We start from the raw sequence: 20,505 nt of genomic DNA, 5'->3' as shown, positions 1-20,505 counted from the left end.
GCCGTGCTACCCTCAACGCAAGTTGCAGTTTGGTTTCCCTTGCAGTACAGAGCCTGCGGAGCATGTGACGCCGCAGGCTTTTGTAGTTTTCAGACTTCTTTGCAGGTTCTGGAGCAGGGCGACCCTTGGCCCAAGGAGGGCTTTATGGCTACCGGAACCGTGAAGTGGTTCAACGCTGAAAAGGGCTTCGGCTTCATCGCCCAGGACGGCGGGGGCCCCGACGTCTTCGTTCACTACTCCGCGATCAACGCCGCTGGCTTCCGCTCCCTCGAGGAGAACCAGAGCGTGACCTTCGACGTCACCCAGGGCCCGAAGGGCCCGCAGGCCGAGAACGTCACCCCGGCGTAATCGCGTCCGATACGCAGTACCCAAGGAGCCCCGCGCAGCGCGCGGGGCTCCTGCCTTTTCCGGGCGCGCGAGTTTTCCCTCCGCACGCGTCTGGCGGTATCGGGTCCCGGCCGGGAAAATCCCTGAGCGCGGACGAACCCGTACGTCACCCAGGGCAGTTGGGAGAGCCGCCGCCATGACCCGCACGATCTCGCGCACCCGGCGCGCCGTCCTCGCCGCACTCACCGCACTCGCGATGAGCGCCGCCCTGCCGCCGGCCGCCGCCACCGCTACGCCGTCGGCACGGTGGGACTGGCCCCCAAGTGCGCGCCCTCGGCCGGGTTCCCCACCGGAACCGCCGTCGAGGGCAACCTGATCAACCAGGCGCTGCTGCGCGGCTGGGCGGTCGCGGTCACCGACTACGAGCTGGTCGGCGACCCGGGCGTGGAGACCTACACGGTGGGCCGGGCCGAGGGCCAGGCGGTACTGGACGCCGCCCGCGCGGCCGAGCGCCTGCCCGGCACCGGTCTGGACGCCGACAGCCCGGTCGGCATCATGGGCTACTCGCAGGGCGGCCAGGCCGCCGGATGGGCCGCCGAACTGCACCACGGCTACGCGCCCGACCTGAACGTCCAGGGCACCGCCACCGGCGGCGTGCCCGCCGACCTGCTGAAGGTCGCCGACTACAACAACGGCAACATCGGCGCGGGCCTGATCCTGATGGCCGGTGTCGGCCACGACACCGCCTACCCCGAGCTCGACCTGGCCAAGTACCTGAACGCCAAGGGACGTTACTACGTAGACCTGGACAAGACGCAGTGCGTGGCCGAGGACACCATCGCGGCGGCGTTCAAGACCGTCGACGAGGTGACGGTCACCGACCCGCTGGTCCAGCCCGACTGGCAGCGGCGGCTGCGCGCGGACCAACTGGGCACCCACGCCCCCGACGCCCCGGTCCACCTGTACCAGGCGACCGACGACGAGCTGATCCCTTACCCGGTGGCCGCCCAACTGCGCCGCGAGTGGTGCGGCGAGGGCGGCACCGTGTGGTGGCGGGAGCTGCCGCTGATGGGGCACGTGGAGGGCGCGGTCGCGGGCTCGCCGCTGGCCATGGACTGGCTGGCGGAGCGCTTCGCGGGCCGACCCGCGGACGGCAACTGCTGAACGCGGTACGGGAGTTCGGCGCCCGCCTCGCCGAACTCCCGTACCACCGGTTGGCGCTCAGCAGAAGAAGGCGTTCATCCCGTCGACATCCGACAGATACGTCTCGATAGCCGCGATCTTTCCGTCCCGTAGAAAGCACACGGTGGCCAGGTATTCGTCCAGCCGCACACCGTTGCGTTCCGCGGTGTTGTGCAGTGACAGCGCCAGGTTGTCGCGGCTGACCAGAACGCGCTGGAAGTCGAAATTCACGCCGTATCCGGCGATCAGCCGGGCACGCTCCACCACCGCGTCCGCGCCGACCACCCGACCGGAAATCCGGTTGTCGCCGGGCAGCGTCCAGCTGGCGTCGTCGGTGAGCAGTGAACGGATCAATTCCCAGTCGGCGGTGACAAGGCCGGTGTGGAACGCGGTGGCCAGTGCGAGTTTCTCGTCAGTAGTGAGCATGTAGCCAGCATCAACGCCCGTCCACCAAAAGGGAAATACCGGATTTGGTGCCGGTTCATGCGCCCCGTGCATAACCCTGGGAAGAGGGACAATCTCCGGGTGACCATCGACGAACTGCGCTGGTTCCTCACGCTCGCCGAGACCGAGCATGTGACCGAGGCGGCGGCGCGGCTACGGATAGCCCAGCCGACGCTGTCGCGGGCGCTGCTGCGACTGGAACGGCAGGTCGGCGCCCGGCTGTTCGACCGCGACCGGCACCGGCTACGCCTCAACGACTACGGCCGGATCTTCCGGCGGCACGCACAGCGGGCGCTGGACGAGCTGGACGCGGCGCAGGGCCGCATCGCCACGCTGCTCGCCCCGCCGCGGGAGACACTCGGCCTGGCCTTCGTGCACTCGCTCGGCAGCTGGCTGGTGCCCCGGCTGCTCGGCGCGTACGCCCAGGACTCCCCCGGCGCGCGCTTCACGTTGCACCAGGACTCGGCCGGGGCCGTGCTGGAGCTGCTGCGGGACGGCACCGCGGAGGCCGCGATCACCAGCCCGCGGCCGTCCGACCCGCAGCTCGGCTGGTTGCCGCTGCGCGACGAGCGGTTGGGGCTCGCGGTGCCCGCCGACCACCGGCTCGCCGACCGCGACACCGTCCGGCTGGACGAGCTGACGGACGAGCGGCTCATCATCATGCGCCCGGCGCTGGGACTGCGGCAGATCACCTGCCAGCTGTTCCACCGGGCCGGGGTGACTCCCGACGTGGTGTCCGAGTGCGCCGAGGTCTCCACCATCAACGGCCTGGTGGCCGCCGGGCTCGGCGTCGCCGTGGTCCCGGCGGGCGACGGCGGCCCACCGCCCGCCAGGGTCCGGCTGGTGCCGATCGCCGACCAGGACGCGTACCGCACCATCGGTCTGGCCTGGCACCAGGGCCGACCGGGCAGCACGGCGGGCCGCCGGTTCCGGGAGTTCGCCGCCCGCTACGCCCGCGGCGCCGAGCCGGTCTGACGGTTGGCGTACGGTTCCTCGATCCGCTGGGCGGTGCGGCCCGCAGCGCCGAGCCGCCGGTGTGACGGCCGCGCCCATGGGCACGGCGACGGCCCGCACGGCACGGCCCGACCGAGTGGTCAACTAGGATGCAGCGCGACCGAGTTGGGGTGACATGTCATGCGACATGGGCGTCTCTGGCACGACCAGGCGAGTTACCGGCGGTAGACACATGCTGCCCGGCAGGAAACAGGCCCACGGTTCGCCGCCCCCTAAGCCCCGACCGGCGTATGACGCAAGAGCGTGAACCCGTACCACCGTCCGGGGGATTGGCCGTGTCTCCCCCTGCCACCTCAGGGTTTCCGACGACCGGTCCGCGCATGCTGGGCGCACCCCTTCGCACACGAGCGCACGCTCACGCACGAGAACTGAGGTCCCTATGCGCCGCCTCGCCGTAGCAATCGGAGTCGTCGGACTCCTGTGTGTACCCGCAGTTCCCGCCCAGGCCGACACCGGCATGCCGACCGGCCGCGGCCACCACACGATGCTCGTCCCCGACGCCAAGGGCCGCGTGGTCGCCCGGCACAGTGTGGTGATCAGGAGCGGGCCGAGCACCCGGTACCAGGCCGTCGGCCACCTGGACAGCGGCCGGGTCGTCCGCATCGTCTGCAAGGTCCGCGGCCAGCGGGTCCGCGGCAACGCGATCTGGTACAAGCTGGACACCCGCCAGCGCGAGTGGGTGAGCGCCAGCTACGTCAAGAACGTGGGCCGGCTCCCCCGCTGGTGCCGCAACGTCACCACGCTGCCCAGCCTGCCGGGCCACAAGCAGCACCTGCGCCCCGGCCACCGCCCGTCCCGGCCGATGCCCGGCCAGCGCCCGCAGGCGATGCCCAGCCAGAGCCCCAGCATCCTGCCGGGCAACGTGGCCGCCACCCCCGGCCAGGCCTCGCCCAGCGCGATGCCCAGCGCCACCGCGCAGAACTCCACCGTCACCCACCGCGCCCGTATCCACCACGACTGACGCGTGCTGACGGGTGTGCCCCTGCCGCGGACAGCGGCAGGGGCACCGCTGTTCAACGGCGCCGGGCGTGAACCCGCAGCCACTCGCGGTGCGTCGACTGCCGAGCGTGGTCGGCCACGTCGAACCCGGCCGCGTCCAGCAGCTCGGCGAGCGCCTCGTACCGGTGCAGTACGTACCAGCGCCGGCGCGAGGGCCCATAGGCCCGCTCGTCCCACCCCTCGCCGTCGCCCTCGGCGACGCTGAGCAGCAACTCGCCACCCGCCCGCAGCACCCGCCCGAACTCACCGAGTACCACCGGCACTTCGGGCCGCGGTACGTGCAGCAGCGCGGCCACACACCACACCGCGTCCAGCGCCCCCGCGTCCACCGGCAGCGCCCGCATGTCGGCCTGCACCAGCCCCGGCACCCCGGCCGCGGTGAGCATCGCCCGCGACAGGTCGAACCCGGTGACGTCGAAGCCGCGCTCCCGCAACATCCGGGTGTGATGCCCGGGGCCGCAGCCGATGTCCGCTATCCGCGCCCCGGCGGGCAGCCGCCCGGCCAGGCGCTCCAACTCAGCACCCATCCACGCCGGGGGCGTACTCCACTGCCGCGCGTACTCGGCCGCGATGCCGTCATACGCGGCGCGCGTCGCCACGGTGGGATCGATCACGCCAACACCCTACGGCGCGACGGAAGTTCACCCGGCGGCGGCCTCCGATCGTCTGGCAAACAGCGTCGAACCTGGACCCGCCCTCCTGCGACAGCTTGGCAGTGCCCCAGCAACGACGAGAGGCCCTCACCGACTGGCGAGGGCCTCTCGAAGGGCGTAACTACGCAGCCGCGGCGACCCGCTCCGGTTCGTCCGAGCCGTCCAGGTCGAACTCGCCGTCGGCCGCGTCGAAGGCCTCCCGGTCCAGCAGCCGCTCACGGGCGGCCACCAGGATCGGGATGACCGACTGCCCGGCGACGTTCGTCGCCGTGCGCATCATGTCCAGGATCGGGTCGATGGCCAGCAGCAGACCGACGCCCTCCAGGGGGAGGCCGAGCGTGGACAGGGTGAGGGTGAGCATCACGACCGCGCCGGTCAGTCCGGCGGTGGCGGCGGAGCCGATGACCGAGACGAAGGCGATCAGCACGTAGTCGCCTATGCCCAGGTGGATGCCGAAGACCTCGGCGATGAAGATCGCGGAGATCGCCGGGTAGATCGCGGCACAGCCGTCCATCTTGGTCGTGGCGCCGAACGGCACCGCGAACGAGGCGTACTCGCGCGGCACGCCCAGCCGCTCGGTGACCCGCTGGGTGACCGGCATGGTGCCGACCGAGGAGCGGGAGACGAAGGCGAGCTGGATCGCGGGCCAGGCCCCGCGGAAGAACCGCAGCGGACTGACCTTGGCCACGGTGGCCAGCAGCAGCGGGTAGACGCCGAACATCACCAGCGCGCAGCCGACGTAGACATCGACGGTGAACGTCGCGTACTGCTTGATCAGGTCCCAGCCGTAGGTGTTGATCGCGTTGCCGATCAGGCCCAGCGTGCCCAGCGGAGCGAGCCGGATGACCCACCACAGCGCCTTCTGCAGCAGTTCCAGGACACTGCCGCTGAGGGTGAGCAACGGCTGTGCCCTCTCACCGAGTTGCAGCGCCGCGATGCCGACGACGGCCGCCATGAAGACGATCTGCAACACGTTGAGCTGGGTGAACGGCGTGATGATGTCGGTCGGGACGATGCCGGTGAGGAAGTCCAGCCAGGAGCCGGTGTGTTGCGGCTTGGAACCGTTGGCCGCGGTCAGTCCGGTGCCCGAACCGGGGTGGGTGAGCAGCCCGATCGCCAGGCCGATGACGACCGCGATCAGCGAGGTGGCCATGAACCACAGCAGGGTGCGGGTGGCCAGCCGGGCGGCGTTGGAGACGTTGCGCAGGTTGGTGATGGACACCACGATCGCGAAGAAGACCAGCGGGGCGACCGCCAGCTTCAGCAGCTGGACGAAGAGGTGGCCGATCTGCGCCAGGGTGCTGCCCAGCCATGCGATGTCCTGGCTGTGCGCCAGCCAGCCGAGCAACGCGCCACCGACGAGACCCAACAGGATCTGGGCCCAGAACGGGATCCTGGGTATTCGACGTGACGTACCGGTAGGCGCTGCTTGGGTGGCGGAAGAGGACATGTCGGTCACGCTAACACTCGTACTTTGACAACCCCAAAGCGATTCTTTGGGATTGCGATGACAAGAGACACCAACGCCCCGCAAGGGAAGGGTGATTCCCTCGCGGGGCGTGGTGAAGTGCGTGACGACCGTCACATGTTGAGGCTCAGCCGCTCTGCGCGCTGCGCGCCGCGTCGTCGGCGGCGTCCTCGTCACCGGCCTTGGCGTCGAAGGCCCGGCGGGTGCGGTCCACCCGCTCCGAGATCTGCGCGGACGCCTGGTCACGTACCTTGCGCAGCAACGCGTAGCTCAGCGCCCCGGAGATGACCAGCGCGAGCAGCAGCACCCACAGCAGGTTGGAGCTGCCGAGCCCGGACGGGAGGACACGCAGGTAGACGAGGCCCCAGATGACGGCGAAGCTCGCCACGAACAGGCCAAGGCGCATCGCGGTATAGCGGAGCATGGCGCTCGGCTTCCAGCTCACGACGTTTCCACTCTTTCCTCGTCCGTACGGTACATACCCCACCAGTGAAACACGCCTCCCGGACGATCACCTCGGGGGGCGGCCTCACACCCGCATGGGCTGCGGGGACTCCCGGCGGTCGGCGTCCGGACCCGGGTACTCGCGGATGACCTCGTACCGGGTGTTGCGCTCGACCGGCCGGAAGCCCGCGTCCCGGATCAGGTCCAGCAGGTCCTCGCGGGTCAGCTTGTTCGGGGTGCCGAAGTCGTCCGCGTCATGCGTGATCTTGTACTCGACCACCGAGCCGTCCATGTCGTCCGCACCGTGGTTCAGGGCGAGTTGGGCGGTGGACAGACCGTGCATCACCCAGAACACCTTGACGTGCGGCACGTTGTCGAACAGCAGCCGGGAGACCGCGAAGGTCTTCAGCGCCTCGGCGCCGGAGGCCATCGTGGTGCGGGCCTGAAGGCGGTTGCGGATCTTGCCGTCCTTCATGTCCACGAAGTCGTGCTGGTAGCGCAGCGGGATGAAGACCTGGAAACCGCCGGTCTCGTCCTGGAGTTCACGCAGCCGCAGGACGTGGTCGACGCGGTGCCGCGGCTCCTCGATGTGGCCGTAGAGCATGGTGCTCGGCGTCTTGAGGCCCTTGGAGTGCGCCAGCCGGTGGATACGGGACCAGTCCTCCCAGTGGGTGCGGTGGTCCACGATGTGCTGCCGGACCTCCCAGTCGAAGATCTCGGCGCCACCGCCGGTCAGCGACTCGAGACCGGCGTCGATCAGCTCGTCGAGGATCTCCGACGCGTCGAGGCCGGAGATCGTCTCGAAGTGGTGGATCTCGGTGGCGGTGAACGCCTTCAGCGCCACCTGCGGCAGGGCCTCCTTGAGCGCGCGCAGCGAACGCGGGTAGTAGCGCCAAGGCAGCGTCGGGTGCAGGCCGTTGACGATGTGCAGCTCGGTGAGGTTGTCGCCCTCCATCTGCTGGGCGAGCCGGACGGCCTCCTCGATGCGCATGGTGTAGGCGTCCTTCTCGCCCGGCTTGCGCTGGAACGAGCAGTACGCGCACGACGCCGTGCACACGTTGGTCATGTTCAGGTGGCGGTTGACGTTGAAGTGGACGACGTCGCCGTTCTTCTGCGTCCGCACGTGGTGCGCGAGACCGCCGAGCCAGGCGAGGTCGTCGGACTCGTAGAGGGCGATCCCGTCCTCGCGGGTCAACCGCTCCCCCGCGTAGACCTTCTCCTCCAGCTCACGCTTGAGCCCCGCGTCCATGCCGCCTCCTTCTCACCTAGACCCGATCGAGAGTACGCCCTGACCCTGACGGCGCCGACAGGGCGGCCCCGGTCAGACCTCTTCGGGCAGCTCGCCGACCCGGTTCTCCCACTTCGTGGAGAGGACCACGGTGGTGCGGGTGCGGGCCACGCCGCGGATGCCTGACAGCCGCCGGATGGTGTGCTCGAGTCCGTCCACGTCGGGCACCCGGACCTTGAGCATGAACGAGTCGTCGCCCGCGATGAACCAGCAGTCCTCGATCTCGTCCAGGTCCTGCATCCGGCGCGCCACGTCCTCGTGGTCGGCGGCGTCGCTGAGCTGGATGCCGACCAGCGCGGTGGCGCCGAGGCCCAGCGCGGCGGGGGCCACGGTGGCGCGGTAACCGGTGATGACCCCGGCCTGCTCAAGGCGGTTGATGCGGTCGGTGACGCTGGGGCCGGAGAGCCCCACGAGCCTGCCCAGCTCGGCATAGGACGCCCTGCCGTTCTCACGCAGGGCCTGGATGAGCTGCCTGTCCACCGCGTCCATGTACCTGGAGCCTTCCATTCCTACTTCGGTCCCGCGCTTACGGATTGAATCTAAGGCACACGGTGCCCGGAACCTGACGTCAGGACCCGACGTCGGTCCTCGGCGTCCGCCCACCCACCACCGCCCTCAAGAGAGGTGCTTCGCACCGCTGTCACCCCTGTGCGCCGCCCAGCTCGCCCGTCCATCTGCGGTACAGCTTGTGCGGCACGCCGACGGCGTCCAGTGTCCGGCCGGCCACGAAGTCCACCAGGTCCTGGGCGCTGACCGCACCGGCGTAGAAGGCGGGAGAGGCGGGCAGCACCACGGCGCCCGCCTCGTCAAGGGCGACCAGCTGCCGGAGCGTCGGCCCGCTGAGCGGGGTCTCGCGCACCACGACCACCAACGGCCGCCGTTCCTTGAGCGTCACGCTCGCGGCACGCTGCAACAGGTCCTTCGACAGCCCGAGCGCCACTCCCGCCACGCACGCCGTACTCGCCGGAACGATCAGCATGCCCTTCGCCGGGTACGAGCCGGACGAGGGCCCGGCCGCCAGGTCACCCGCGGGCCAGCAGCGCACCGCGGCGAGGTCGACGTCGTACGCGTCCGGCGTGCCGTCGGCGCCGCGTGCCAGCCACCGGGCGAGGTCCTCGCGCCAGTGGGCGTCCCGGAACGGGTGACCCGTCTCGTCCAGCACCGTCAGCCGGGCGGCCCGGCTGACCACCAGGTCGACCGCCTCCCCCGCGTGCAGCAGCGCCCGGACGACGGACGCCGCGAACGGGGTGCCGGAGGCCCCGGAGACGCCGACCACCCAGGGACGTCGGCGGTCGTCGGGTATCGATGAGGTGTGTCGCGGCTCCACACCGGGAGCCTATCCGTCCGAACGGCCCCGACCGGGCCGGATGCCCGCAGAACCACCTGCGCCGCGGAACCGGGACGGATGTCGGACCCGTTGTCTACCGTGGAAGCACATCTCCCGACCGGGGGCAGGCTGCCCCGGGCGCGGCCCGGGAGTGCGCGGAACCGGGCCGGGGCGCAGGAGGTCAACGGGGTTCGAGGGGTACCGAGGGGGGCGGCGAGATGGTGGCGTATGCGAAGCCCGTGCGCCCGGGCGGCGGTTTGGCGAACGTCGTCGCGGCGGGCGCGCTCATGGCTGGCTGGGTGGCGCTGCTGTGGGCGCTGGAGGCCGTGGACGCGGTGTCGCACGGTGCGCTGGACCACTTCGGGATCGTGCCCCGGCAGGCCCGCGGGCTGCTGGACATCATCCCGGCGGCGTTCGTCCACTTCGGCTTCGGTCATGTCGCGGCGAACAGCCTGCCGCTGCTGGTCCTCGGCTTCCTCGCCGCGCTGCGCGGCATAGGCCGGTTCCTCGCCATCTCGCTGCTGATCATCGTCGTCAGCGGGCTCGGCGTGTGGCTGGTGGCGCCGTCCGGCACCAACACGGCGGGGGCCTCCGGCCTGATATTCGGACTGTTCGCGTATCTGGTGGTGCGCGGGTTCGTCGACCGGCGTCCGCTGGACATCGCGCTGGGCGTGGCGGTGGCGGTGCTCTACGGCTCGATCCTGTGGGGCGTGCTGCCGAACGCGACCGGGGTGTCCTGGCAGGGGCATCTGTTCGGGCTGGTGGGCGGAGTGCTCGCGGCGTTCGCGTTCCGGGAGCGCCGGGTCGGCGAGCTCATACCCTGATCTCGCCGCAACCCGCACTGACGCGCTGTCAGGCGGCGAGTCCGCGGGTCAGCAGGTCGAGCAGCGCGCAGACGAACAGCGCGATGCCGATGAACCCGTTGACGGTGAAGAACGCCCGGTTCAGCCGGGACAGGTCGCCCGGCTTGACGATCGAGTGCTCGTAGCAGAACGCGACCGCGACGATCAGCAGGCCGATCCACCAGAAGGCACCGGCGCCGGAGGCGACGCCGTACCAGGCGAGCAGCGCGGTGGTCACCACGTGGCAGGCCCGGGCGCCGTACAGCGCGGCGGCGATGCCGAAGCGGGCCGGTACCGACTTCACACCGTGCGCCCGGTCGGCCGCCACGTCCTGGCAGCCGAAGATCAGGTCGAAGCCGCCGATCCACACGCCCACCGCGAGCCCCAGGATCACCGCGTCCCACGACCAGCTGCCGGTCACCGCGAGCCATGCGCCGATCGGCCCCATCGCCTGGGCGAGGCCGAGGATGGCGTGCGGGAAGTTGGTGAACCGCTTCCCGTACGGATAGACCACCATCGGCACCACGGCCAGCGGTGCCAGCCACAGGCACAGTGTGTTGAGCGACGCGGCGGCGGCGAGGAAGACCACCAGGGCGACCAGCGCGCCGGTCCACGCGGAGCGCACCGACACCGCGCCGGTGACCAGTTCGCGGCCCGCGGTACGCGGGTTGCGGGCGTCGATCTCCCGGTCGATGATCCGGTTGCAGGCCATCGCGAAGGTGCGCAACCCCACCATCGCGACGGTCACCAGGAACAGCTGCCACCAGTGGACGGAGGCGCTCCGCGCCTGCATGGCGGTGAGCGCGGCGATATAGGCGAAGGGCAGGGCGAAGACCGAGTGCTCGATCATCACCAGCCGCAGGAACGCCTTGATCCTGCCGGGCGGCGCGGGCTCCGGTCCGAACAGATCCGGGGCCGCCGACTCAACGCTCACAGCCCGTACTCCTTCCATCGCCGTGTCACCCGCGCGGCGGTCTGCGGGTCGGAGACGACCATCTCCGGCCAGCCGCCGTCGCGGGTGTAGCCCTCCTCGGGCAGCTTCCGAGTCGCGTCGATGCCCGCCTTGCCGCCCCAGAACTGCTGGTAGGAGGCGTGGTCAAGGTGGTCGACGGGACCTTCGACCACGGTCAGGTCGCGGGCGTAGTCGGTGTTGCCGAACGCCCGCCAGGCGACCTCGTGGTAGTCGTGCACATCGCAGTCCGAGTCGACCACGATGATGAGTTTGGTGAGCGACATCATGTGCGCTCCCCAGATGGCGTGCATCACCTTCTGGGCGTGCTTGGGGTACTTCTTGTCGATCGAGACGATCGCGCAGTTGTGGAAGCCGCCCGCCTCGGGCAGGTCGTAGTCGACGATGTCCGGGACGATGACCTTGAGCAGCGGCAGGAAGAAGCGCTCGGTGGCCTTGCCCAGCGGACCGTCCTCGGTCGGCGGGCGGCCCACCACGATCGACTGCAGCAGCGGCCGTCGACGCGTCGTCACACAGTCGATGGTCAGCGCCGGGAACGGCTCCTGCGGGGTGTAGAAGCCGGTGTGGTCGCCGAACGGCCCCTCCGGCAGCGTCCTTCCGGGCTCCAGCCAGCCTTCCAGGACCACCTCGGCGGCGGCCGGGACCTGGAGCGGGACCGTCTTGCAGTCCACCATCTCCACCCGCTTGCCCTGGACGAACCCCGCGAACAGGTACTCGTCGATGTCACCGGGCAGCGGCGCGGTGGCCGCGTACGTCACCGCGGGCGGGCAACCGAACGCGATGGCCACCGGCAGCCGCTCGCCGCGCCGCTGGGCGACCTGGTAGTGGTTGCGGCTGTCCTTGTGGATCTGCCAGTGCATGCCGATGGTCCGCGCGTCATGCCGCTGCAACCGGTAGAGGCCGAGGTTGCGCACCCCGGTCTCCGGGTCCTTGGTGTGCGTCAGGCCGAGGTTGAAGAACGAGCCGCCGTCGTGCGGCCAGGTGAACAGCGCGGGCAGCCGCTCCAGGTCCACCTCGTCGCCGGTGAGCACGACCTCCTGCACCGGCGCGTCACCCGGCCTGACCTTCTTCGGCGGTACGTGCGCCATCCCGGCGAGCTTGCCGAACGCCTCGCGCACCCCGGTGAAGCCGTGCGGCAGTTCGGGCTTGAGCAGGCCCGCGATCCTCTCGCTGATGTCGTCGTACGAGTTCAGCCCGAGCGCCTTGAGCAGCCGCCGGTCGGTGCCGAAGACGTTCATCGCCAGCGGCATGGCGGAGCCGCGCACGTTCTCGAACAGCAGGGCGGGGCCACCCGCCTTGTTCACCCGATCGACGATCTCGCCGACCTCCAGACAGGGGTCGACCTCGACCTTGATGCGCTTGAGGTCACCGTCCCGCTCCAGCGCCCTCAGAAACGAGCGAAGATCGTCGTAAGCCATGCGTTCCAGTATCCGACATCCGATGTCGCCGCTCGCCGCCGGGCGCACGGCACGGCGTTCAGCGCGCCCGCCCGCGGGTGCGCCGCGGACGGCCCACCCGTCGGCCCGCGCGGTCTACCCTTGAGCCGTCACTGGGCCGTCCGCGGCCCTTCGCCGTACTCAGGGGGACCGCGTCGGCATGATCAGGTATCTGCCCTTCCTGCTGGTGCTCGCACTGTGGATCTTCGCGTTCATCGACTGCCTGAACACCCCCGAGCAGCAGGTGCGCAATCTGCCCAAGGTGGTGTGGGTGCTCATCATCCTGCTGTTCGGTGAGGTGCTGATCGGACCGATCGCCTGGCTGGCCGCGGGGCGTCCGCGGGCGGGCCTGCGCGGCGGCGGGCCTGCGGCGGACGGCGCGGGCTTCGGGACGACGGCGGCCGAGGAGCCGACGCACTGGGTCGCGCCGGACGACAACCCCGAGTTCCTACGCTCGTTGAGCCTGGCGAACAAGCGGGACGAGGCCATGCTCAAGGAGTGGGAGGCGGACCTGCGCCGCCGCGAGGAGGAGCTGCGCCGCAAGCAGAACGGCGCTTCCGGACCTGACGACGCCTCACCCACCGCGCCCTGAGCCCGAGTCACCACTGGCGGCAGCGCCGCCGACGGCGCGAGCGGCATGCGCGCGACACGCCGAACCATCCCCAAAGCCTCATCCGTACACGGTCAATTGCTGCATAGTTAACGCAATTGCTCCTCCCTCCGATCCGATCGGCGCTGGAGAGTCGGCGAAGGCCCGGAGAGGGCGTACGCGATTCGAGGGAGAGGGATACCCATGCCCGACATCACCCGACGCAGACTCCTCGGCTCGGCGGCGGGCGCACTCGGCGGCGCCGCCGCGCTGTCCCTACTGCCGCCGAGCGTCCAGCGGGCGGTCGCGGCCGGACCGGCCCGGCACGGCTCGCTGGCGGACATCGAACACGTGGTCCTGCTGATGCAGGAGAACCGGTCCTTCGACCACTACTTCGGCACTCTCAAGGGCGTACGGGGGTTCGCGGACCCCGACGCGCTGCGACTCAGCACCGGCCGTTCGGTGTTCTACCAGCCGGACGAGGAGAACCCCGACGGATATCTGCTCCCCTTCCACCTCGACACCCACAAGTCCAGCGCCCAGGCGATCCCGTCCACCAGCCACGCCTGGGAGGTGCAGCACCGGGCGTGGAACCACGGCCGGATGGACAGGTGGCTGCCCGCGCACCGGGCGGCGGACGGCGCCAACGGCCCGTACGTGATGGGCTACCACACCCGCGAGGACATTCCGTTCCAGTTCGCCCTGGCGGAAGCGTTCACGATCTGCGACAACTACTTCTGCTCGGTGTTCGGGCCGACCTGGCCCAACCGGCTGTACTGGATGACGGGCACCATCGACCCGAGCGGCACCCACGGCGGCCCGATCACCACCAACGACGCGCCGTCGCCGTACCGCTGGACCACGTACGCGGAGCGGCTGGAGGACGCCGGAATCAGCTGGCAGGTGTACCAGGAGCTGGACAACTACGGCTGCAACATGCTGGAGAACTTCCAGTCCTTCCAGGACGCCAAGCCCGGCGATCCGCTCTACGAGCGCGGCATGCGGTTCCGGCCCGCGGGCGCCTTCGAGGAGGACGCCCGGAGCGGCCAGCTGCCCGCGGTCTCCTGGATCATCCCGACCAGCTACCAGTCGGAGCACCCGGACTACCTGCCCGCGGCGGGCGCGGACTTCGTCGCCTCGAAGATCGAGGCGATCGCCTCGAACCCGAAGGTGTGGGCGAAGACCGCGTTCATCCTCAACTACGACGAGAACGACGGCCTGTTCGACCATGTTCCGCCGCCCACGCCGAAGCCGGGCACACCGGACGAGTTCGTCAACGGACTGCCGATCGGAGCCGGTTTCCGGGTGCCGTGCATCATCATCTCGCCGTGGACGGTGGGCGGTTGGGCGGCCGGTGAGGCGTTCGACCACACCTCGGTGCTGCGGTTCCTGGAGCGGTTCACCGGGGTGACCGAACCCAACATCAGCCGGTGGCGGCGGCGTACGTTCGGTGACCTCACATCCGCCTTCGGCTGGGACTCGGCGGCATCGCGGCCGCCGGGCCTGCCCACCGATACGGCGGAGCAACTCGCCGAGGCGGAATGGGAGGTGGCGCACCTCCCCAAGCCCACCCTGCCGGGTTCCCGGCAGACCCCGCCCCACCAGGAGCCTGGTCACCGCCACCGGCGGTAGGAGTAAGGGGATTTCCGTTCGGCGCTTCGCCCAGGCCCCTTCCGGGGCTGCGCCCCAGCCCCCGAGGGCTCGCCGGGGGAGGGTGGAGCTCCCAGAAGGGGTCTGGGCCGAAGCCCAGACCCCCGGGAAAGGACCTTACGGTCGGGCTTACAGCCCGGCGTAGCTGTGCTTGCCGACGATGAAGATGTTGACGCAGTAGTAGTTGAACAGGAAGCAGCCGAAGGCGATCAGGCACAGGTAGGCCGCCTTGCGGCCCTTCCAGCCCGCGGTGGCACGGGCGTGCAGGTAGCACGCGTACGCGACCCAGGTGATGAACGACCAGGTCTCAGTGGGGTCCCAGCCCCAGTACCGGCCCCATGCCGACTCGGCCCAGATCGATCCCGCGATGATGGTGAACGTCCACAGCGGGAAGATCGCCGCGTTGATCCGGTACGCGAACTTGTCCAGCGTCGCCGCGGCGGGCAGCCGCTCCAGCAGGAAGTCCAGCCTGCCCAGCCGCCCCTGCTCGCCGCGCAGCTCGTATCCGTCACGGAAGAGGTAGAGGAAGGTGGCCAGCGCACCCAGGTGGAACGCGGCGCCGCAGATGATCGCGCAACTGACGTGGATCCACAGCCAGTACGAGTGCAGCGCGGGCACCAGCTGGTCGGAGTCCGCGTACAGCACCGTGACCGCCAGACCCAGGTCCAGCAGCACCGAGGTGATCAGGAACAGCCCGACCCAGCGGACGTTCTTGCCGAGCGCCAGCAGCAACAGGTACAAGCCGATGGCGACCAGGCCCAGCGTCGTGGAGAACTCGTACATGTTGCCCCACGGCGCCCGCCCCACGGACAGCGCGCGGGCCACCACTCCGCCGAGGTGCAGCAGCCAGGCGAGCACGGTCAGCGAGATGGCGATACGCCCGTACAGGTCGCCCTTCTCGCTGCCGCCCGCGGCGCCCGGGCCGTCGGTGGCGCCCCGGTCGTCCGAACCGTCCCGGGTCACCACCTTCGGCCGGTCCAGCACGGTGGTACCGCCGCCGCGCTGCGTCACCCGAACCGCCGGAGCGGCGGGCGCGGCGGCCGACTCGGTGACCGCCCGCGCGGTGCGCGCCACCCGGCTGCGGCTGCCGAAGGTCCACTCGGCGATGTGGGCGAGGAAGGCCAGGGTGTAGACGGTGATCGCCGAATACACCAGGTAGTTGCTGATACTGGCCAAGCTCTCATTGACCCCGGCAGCGATGGTCACGACTGCTCCTTGTCCGAGTGGTCCCCATCTGACAGGGAATCCGGCTGGGATTCTTGCGGTTCTTCGGCCGCGGTGGGTGCCTTGGCGTGTACGGCCGACACCAGCACCGCCAGTTCCTCGGCGACCTTCCGCGACTCGCTGCGGCCGAGCCCGGCCAGCTCGACGAGGGTGCGCCCGTCCTCCGTGCGCCGGGCCCGTACCCACACCCGGCGGCGCTGGATGAACAGCGAACCGGCGAGCCCGAGCAGCATGCACACGGCGCTGCCGAGGGCGAGCGAGTTGCCCGGCTGGTGGACGATCTCGAAGTTGGCCCACTGGTCGACGCGGTTGAGCGTGATCGACCCGGCGCCGTTCGGCAGCGTCCAGGTGTCGCCGGGCACCATCAGCTTGCGGATGGGGTCGCCCTTGGCGTCCTTGAACTGCTGGAGGTTCTTGTTGCTGGTGTCGAGCTGGTAGACGTTCTGCGCCAGACCGCTGTCCATGCCCAGGTCACCGTGGTAGCCGGTGATGAACAGCGCGGGGCGGTCCAGCGCCGGGAAGACCGAGTGCGGGCCGTTCACCGGGTCGATCACCGTCGTCGGGGTGAACAGTCCGGCGAAGCCCAGCTGGTCGCGCTTGCCGTCCTTGCCCACCGCGTCCGGAACCTTGACGACGCCCTGCGAGGTGACGTTTCCGTCCAGCGGCAGGAACGGCACCGGGCCGCTGTAGGCGACGTTGCCCTGGCCGTCCCGGACCGTGACCACCATCGAGTAGCCGTGCGAGGTCAGATAGACCTTGTTGCCCGCGACGTTCAGCGGGTCGTTGACGTGGATGACCCGCTTGTGGCTCTTGCCGTCCGGGCCGAAGTACGTGACGTCGGCGGAGTAGCTGCGCGGGGTGCCCTTCTGCGGTCCGGAATCCTCGTACGTGGCGTGGAACGCGTTCAGCCTGAAGCCGAACGGGGCCATGTTGTCCGGGTCGAAGAAGGCGCCGTGCCTGAGGTCGTCGTACTGCGTCTGGTTGTTGGTGAAACCGCCGCCGGTGACGACCAGCTTGTTGCCGTCCGACTTGTACAGCGTGCCGATGGCGAACGCGATCAGCAGTCCGAACAGGGCGATGTGGAAGACGAGGTTCCCGGCCTCGCGCAGATAGCCCTTCTCGGCGGCGACCGATTCCTCACCGGGCGCCACCCGGAAGCGCCGGCCGCGCAGCGTGTCGCGGGCCGAGTCGAGCACGTCCTGCGGCGTGGCGTCGGTGCGCCAGGTCGCGTAGGCGGGCATCCGGTCCAGCTTGCGCGGGGCGCGCGGCGGCTGGGAGCGCAGCTGGCCGACGAACTGCCAGCTGCGCGGGATGATGCAGCCCGCCAGCGAGACGAACAGCAGGATGTAGATCGCGGAGAACCACACCGAGCTGTAGACGTGGAACAGCCCGAGCTTGGTGTAGATCGGGCCGAGCGTGGTGTGCGCCTTGAGGAAGTCCGAGACCTTGACCGGGTCGGTGCCCTCCTGCGGGACGAGCGAGCCGGGGATGGCCGCCAGCGAGAGCAGGAACAGCAGGATCAGCGCGACCCGCATCGACGTCAACTGCCGCCAGAACCAGCGCAGCCAGCCGATGACGCCCAGCTTCGGCAGGTTCGGGGCGTCTGCGGTACTGGTGTCGCCGTCGTCCCGCGGCGCGGTGCTCAGCGCCTCGGCGGCGCCGTCCGCACCGGTGCCGGTGCTGGTGTCCGTCGTGCTCATCAATCAGATCCCCACGTTGAAGCCGGTGGCCCAGGTCTGCATCTGGGAGACGATCCGGTCCCAGGCCCCCGTCACCAGCAGCACACCGACCACCACCAGCATGCCGCCGCCGATCCGCATCACCCACGCGTAGTGCCGCTTGACGAACGCGAAGGCGCCGAGCGCCCGTCGGAACGCTATCGCGGCGACGATGAACGGCAGCCCGAGGCCGATGCAGTAGACGGCGGTGAGCAGGGCACCGCGGGCCGCGCTCGCCTGGTTGAAGGAGAGCGCCTGGACCGCGGCGAGCGTCGGTCCCAGGCACGGCGTCCAGCCGAGCCCGAACAGCACACCGAGCACCGGCGCCCCGGCCAGCCCGATCGACGGACGCTTGTGCAGCCGGAACTCGCGCTGGAACAGGCCCGGCAGCAGACCCATGAAGGCCACGCCGAGCAGGATGGTGAGCGCGCCGAGCACCATGGTGATGGTGCCCTTGTACTGCTGGAGTGTGTAGCCGAAGCCGCCGAACAGCGTGCCGCCGGAGACGAAGACGGCGGTGAAGCCCAGTACGAACAGCGAGGCCCCGGCGGCCATCCGGCCGCGCTTGGCGTTGCCCAGGTCGGCTCCGGAGACACCGGTCACATAGGAGAGGTAGCCGGGCACCAGCGGCAGTACGCACGGCGAGAAGAACGACGCCAGACCGCCGATGAGCGCCACCGGGACGGCCAGCAGCAGCGCCCCGGTCATCACCGTCTGGTTGGGCGCGTCGATGGCGGCGGCCAGGAACGTCACGTCACTTCTCCGCGACGATCGGGTCGAGCGCCTTGCGCAGCTGGTCGGTGGTGAGCGCGGTGAGCGCGCGTACCGCGATCTTCTGGTCGCGGTCGATGATCAGGGTGGTGGGGATGGACTGCGGGGGCAGGCTGCCGCGCGGGAACTTCACCAGCAGGTTGCCGTCCGGGTCGTAGAAGCTCGGGTACGTGATGCCGAAGCTGTGCTCGAAGCTCTTGGACTGGGCGGTGCTGTAGTCGCGGATGTTGATGCCGACGAACTGCACGCCCTTGGCGGCGGTGTCCTTGGCGACCTCGGCGAGGTTGGGCGCCTCGGCGCGGCACGGGTCGCACCACGATCCCCACACGTTCAGGACGACGACCTTGCCCTTGAACTGGGAGAGCGACAGCTGCTGGCCGTCGACCGTCGCGCCGGAGATGTCGGGGGCGGCGGGGCGCTCACCCTTGGACAGGGTGGTGATCTGGCCGGTGCCCTGGACGAACTTGGTGTCCGACGAGCCCGAGGACGACCCCCCGGACACCGAACCGCATCCGGCCAGTGCCAGCACAAGAGCGGCTCCCGTGACCAGCGCGGCTACGGCGCGGCGGCGGGGGCCCGATTGCGGGAGGCGCGTCAGACTCATGTGAAAAGTTTCGCATGCGGCTCCCCTCGTCCTTTAGCACCCCCCACCATTCCCCTTCAACCCCCACCCCACCAGCAAGGACGCCCCGCCTCTAGCGAGCCGGGCCGCACCTCAGCCGCCCCGGGGGCCCACCCGGCCGGTCGCGGAGCCCCCGCGAGGTCAGACGGACTGGGTGAAGGACTTCCAGCCCTCTTTCGGCTTTTCGCCGACGTTCAGCGACCGGAGCTTCGCCAGAAGCTTCGGGTCCTGCGCGTCAAGCCAGTTCACATACTGCTTGAACGACACCAACCGCACATCCGACCGCTTCTCGTCCGCGATCTGCTTGAACGCCTCCTCGACGGCGTCCATGTATATCCCGCCGTTCCACTGCTCGAAGTGGTTGCCGATGTAGAACGGCGCGCGGTTCGTCTCGTACGCCCGCTGGAAGCCCTGCACATACGCCTCGGTCGCCTGCTGGCGCCAGCCGGGGTAGTTGCGCGGGTCGCTTTTTGTGGCGTTCTGCGACTGGTTGTACAGCATGTTGAAGTCCATCGACAGGACCTCGAACTTCCGCCCGGGGAACGGCACCGCCTGCAGCGGAAGATCCCAGATGCCGTGCTTCTTCGTCGGCCATATCTGCAACCCGCCGGGCGAGCTGGCGTCGTACCGGAAGCCGAGCTTCTTGGCGGTCGGCAGCCAGTTGTCCTGCCCGAGCAGACACGGCGTCCGGCCGCCGACCATCTCCTTGCGGTAGTCGAACGGCAGCGACTGCACATCGGTGAAGCCGGTGTTCGTCTTCCACTTGGTGACGAAGTCGACCGCCTGCTGGATCTCGCTCTCCCACTGCGCCGGAGTCCAGTGCGCGACCGAACCGTGGCCGTCGCAGAAGTGACCGTTGAAGTGGGTGCCTATCTCGTGCCCCTCAAGCCACGCCGCGCGCACCTGCTCAAGGGTCATCTTGATGTGCCTGTCGCTGAAGTACCCGATCGCCGAGGCACCCACCGGGTTGTTCGGCGGCCGGTACAGGTGCTTCTTCGACTCCGGCAGGCAGTAGAGGCCGGACAGGAAGAAGGTCATCTTCGCGTTGTGGTCCTGCGCCAGCTTGCGGAAGCGCTGGAACAGCCCGTTGTCGAGTTCGCCCGCGCCGTCCCAGGAGAAGATGACGAACTGCGGGGGTGTCTGGCCGGGTTCCAGCCGCTCGACGGTCGGCTGGAACGGCTGCGGCCCGGTGTCGGAGGTCGAGCCGTCACCGATCGGCGTGCCGGCGGGCTGACTCGGGTCGGCGGCGCCGCCCGCCGGGCCGGCCGTGTTGGGTTTTGACGAGCCGCTGCCGTTGGAGCAACCGACGGCCGCGCCCATCGCGGCCCCCGCGGTCAAAGTGAGCAAGCCCCTTCGGGTCATCGAACGCATGCTGTTTCCCGCCGTCCGCGGTCGTGTTCCTACTGCCGTTGTCACATCGCTGTGGGCGCGCTATGTCCACGCACACGGGATAAGACGGCATGCTTCCACCCGCGGTTCCTGGCCAGTTGGCGGAAAATCACACCGCGGCCGGGTGACGGGAAACCGCCACCCGGCC

Annotated in this window: 20 protein-coding genes and 1 pseudogene; 7 read left to right on the top strand and 14 right to left on the bottom strand. The window is 69.8% G+C overall.

From position 1 onward, the window contains the following. The first annotated feature begins 144 nt into the window (after positions 1 to 144). Complete coding sequence (locus tag P3G67_RS28905) at positions 145 to 348, top strand: cold-shock protein (RefSeq protein ID WP_269853815.1); 204 nt, start codon at positions 145 to 147, stop codon at positions 346 to 348. A gap of 270 nt (positions 349 to 618) precedes the next feature. After that, a pseudogene (locus tag P3G67_RS28900) lies at positions 619 to 1,491 on the top strand (lipase family protein); the annotation flags it as partial. 57 nt (positions 1,492 to 1,548) lie between these two features. Here P3G67_RS28900 and P3G67_RS28895 read toward each other — a convergent pair. Next, entirely contained in the window at positions 1,549 to 1,935 is a 387-nt protein-coding gene (locus P3G67_RS28895) for a nuclear transport factor 2 family protein (protein WP_269853817.1), read from the bottom strand. Positions 1,936 to 2,034: 99 nt separating this feature from the next. Here P3G67_RS28895 and P3G67_RS28890 point away from each other — a divergent pair, with 99 nt between their 5' ends. Continuing rightward, positions 2,035 to 2,928 carry a LysR family transcriptional regulator gene (locus tag P3G67_RS28890; RefSeq protein ID WP_276096112.1) on the top strand — a complete coding sequence of 298 codons (894 nt, stop codon included), beginning with the start codon at positions 2,035 to 2,037 and terminating at the stop codon, positions 2,926 to 2,928. Between the two features lie 496 nt (positions 2,929 to 3,424). Then, positions 3,425 to 3,928, top strand: coding sequence for an SH3 domain-containing protein (locus P3G67_RS28885; protein WP_276096111.1), 504 nt, complete (start codon positions 3,425 to 3,427; stop codon positions 3,926 to 3,928). Between the two features lie 52 nt (positions 3,929 to 3,980). Here the strand turns inward: P3G67_RS28885 and P3G67_RS28880 are convergent, their stop codons facing one another. The 6 genes from P3G67_RS28880 to P3G67_RS28855 all read right to left on the bottom strand — a co-directional run bounded on the left by P3G67_RS28880 (position 3,981) and on the right by P3G67_RS28855 (position 9,146). Continuing rightward, entirely contained in the window at positions 3,981 to 4,580 is a 600-nt protein-coding gene (locus P3G67_RS28880; RefSeq protein ID WP_276096110.1) for a class I SAM-dependent methyltransferase, read from the bottom strand. 160 nt (positions 4,581 to 4,740) lie between these two features. Further along, positions 4,741 to 6,069 (bottom strand): dicarboxylate/amino acid:cation symporter, encoded by a 1,329-nt coding sequence (locus tag P3G67_RS28875; RefSeq protein WP_269853821.1) that lies wholly within the window; start codon positions 6,067 to 6,069, stop codon positions 4,741 to 4,743. Between the two features lie 145 nt (positions 6,070 to 6,214). After that, the gene (locus tag P3G67_RS28870) at positions 6,215 to 6,511 is read right to left on the bottom strand and encodes a DUF4229 domain-containing protein (RefSeq protein ID WP_269853925.1); all 297 of its coding nucleotides are present in this window, start codon (positions 6,509 to 6,511) and stop codon (positions 6,215 to 6,217) included. A gap of 105 nt (positions 6,512 to 6,616) precedes the next feature. Next, positions 6,617 to 7,780, bottom strand: a complete 1,164-nt coding sequence (mqnE, locus tag P3G67_RS28865; protein WP_269853822.1) for an aminofutalosine synthase MqnE — start codon at positions 7,778 to 7,780, stop codon at positions 6,617 to 6,619. A 72-nt stretch (positions 7,781 to 7,852) separates the two neighbouring features. Continuing rightward, positions 7,853 to 8,308 (bottom strand): Lrp/AsnC family transcriptional regulator, encoded by a 456-nt coding sequence (locus P3G67_RS28860; protein WP_269853926.1) that lies wholly within the window; start codon positions 8,306 to 8,308, stop codon positions 7,853 to 7,855. A 151-nt stretch (positions 8,309 to 8,459) separates the two neighbouring features. Continuing rightward, entirely contained in the window at positions 8,460 to 9,146 is a 687-nt protein-coding gene (locus P3G67_RS28855; RefSeq protein ID WP_269853823.1) for a UbiX family flavin prenyltransferase, read from the bottom strand. A 218-nt stretch (positions 9,147 to 9,364) separates the two neighbouring features. On the opposite strand from P3G67_RS28855, the gene P3G67_RS28850 reads away from it, so the two are divergent. Continuing rightward, positions 9,365 to 9,970 (top strand): rhomboid family intramembrane serine protease, encoded by a 606-nt coding sequence (locus P3G67_RS28850; RefSeq protein ID WP_391858375.1) that lies wholly within the window; start codon positions 9,365 to 9,367, stop codon positions 9,968 to 9,970. A gap of 28 nt (positions 9,971 to 9,998) precedes the next feature. Here P3G67_RS28850 and mqnP read toward each other — a convergent pair whose 3' ends face one another. Both mqnP and P3G67_RS28840 read right to left on the bottom strand, forming a co-directional pair. Further along, positions 9,999 to 10,922: a menaquinone biosynthesis prenyltransferase MqnP gene (mqnP, locus tag P3G67_RS28845; RefSeq protein ID WP_269853824.1), complete on the bottom strand. Its 924-nt coding sequence runs from the start codon at positions 10,920 to 10,922 to the stop codon at positions 9,999 to 10,001. Continuing rightward, positions 10,919 to 12,376: a menaquinone biosynthesis decarboxylase gene (locus tag P3G67_RS28840; protein WP_276096109.1), complete on the bottom strand. Its 1,458-nt coding sequence runs from the start codon at positions 12,374 to 12,376 to the stop codon at positions 10,919 to 10,921. Before P3G67_RS28840 ends, mqnP begins: the two co-directional genes overlap by 4 nt. Before the next feature lie 178 nt (positions 12,377 to 12,554). Between P3G67_RS28840 and P3G67_RS28835 the strand changes: the two genes are divergently transcribed. Together P3G67_RS28835 and P3G67_RS28830 are read left to right on the top strand one after the other, a co-directional pair. Beyond that, positions 12,555 to 12,986: a PLD nuclease N-terminal domain-containing protein gene (locus P3G67_RS28835; RefSeq protein WP_276096108.1), complete on the top strand. Its 432-nt coding sequence runs from the start codon at positions 12,555 to 12,557 to the stop codon at positions 12,984 to 12,986. Positions 12,987 to 13,187: 201 nt separating this feature from the next. Beyond that, complete coding sequence (locus P3G67_RS28830) at positions 13,188 to 14,615, top strand: alkaline phosphatase family protein (protein ID WP_276096107.1); 1,428 nt, start codon at positions 13,188 to 13,190, stop codon at positions 14,613 to 14,615. A gap of 147 nt (positions 14,616 to 14,762) precedes the next feature. Here P3G67_RS28830 and ccsB read toward each other — a convergent pair whose 3' ends face one another. The 5 genes from ccsB to P3G67_RS28805 all read right to left on the bottom strand — a co-directional run bounded on the left by ccsB (position 14,763) and on the right by P3G67_RS28805 (position 20,339). Then, a complete protein-coding gene (gene ccsB, locus P3G67_RS28825) occupies positions 14,763 to 15,839 on the bottom strand; it encodes a c-type cytochrome biogenesis protein CcsB (RefSeq protein WP_269853828.1) in 1,077 nt (358 codons plus the stop codon). Further along, positions 15,836 to 17,557, bottom strand: a complete 1,722-nt coding sequence (resB, locus tag P3G67_RS28820) for a cytochrome c biogenesis protein ResB (RefSeq protein WP_276096106.1) — start codon at positions 17,555 to 17,557, stop codon at positions 15,836 to 15,838. Before resB ends, ccsB begins: the two co-directional genes overlap by 4 nt. Positions 17,558 to 17,560: 3 nt before the next feature. Beyond that, positions 17,561 to 18,283 (bottom strand): cytochrome c biogenesis CcdA family protein, encoded by a 723-nt coding sequence (locus tag P3G67_RS28815; RefSeq protein ID WP_269853928.1) that lies wholly within the window; start codon positions 18,281 to 18,283, stop codon positions 17,561 to 17,563. 46 nt (positions 18,284 to 18,329) lie between these two features. Next, the gene (locus P3G67_RS28810) at positions 18,330 to 18,950 is read right to left on the bottom strand and encodes a TlpA family protein disulfide reductase (protein ID WP_276096105.1); all 621 of its coding nucleotides are present in this window, start codon (positions 18,948 to 18,950) and stop codon (positions 18,330 to 18,332) included. 159 nt (positions 18,951 to 19,109) lie between these two features. Further along, positions 19,110 to 20,339 carry a hypothetical protein gene (locus P3G67_RS28805; RefSeq protein ID WP_269853831.1) on the bottom strand — a complete coding sequence of 410 codons (1,230 nt, stop codon included), beginning with the start codon at positions 20,337 to 20,339 and terminating at the stop codon, positions 19,110 to 19,112. Positions 20,340 to 20,505: the final 166 nt, after the last annotated feature.

Origin of the sequence: Streptomyces silvisoli (genome assembly GCF_029269905.1) — a bacterium.
In the GTDB taxonomy this organism is placed as follows: domain Bacteria; phylum Actinomycetota; class Actinomycetes; order Streptomycetales; family Streptomycetaceae; genus Streptantibioticus_A; species Streptantibioticus_A silvisoli_A.
The sequence above is the reverse complement of the archived record's forward strand: the minus strand, read 5'-3'. Positions and strand labels throughout refer to the sequence as shown.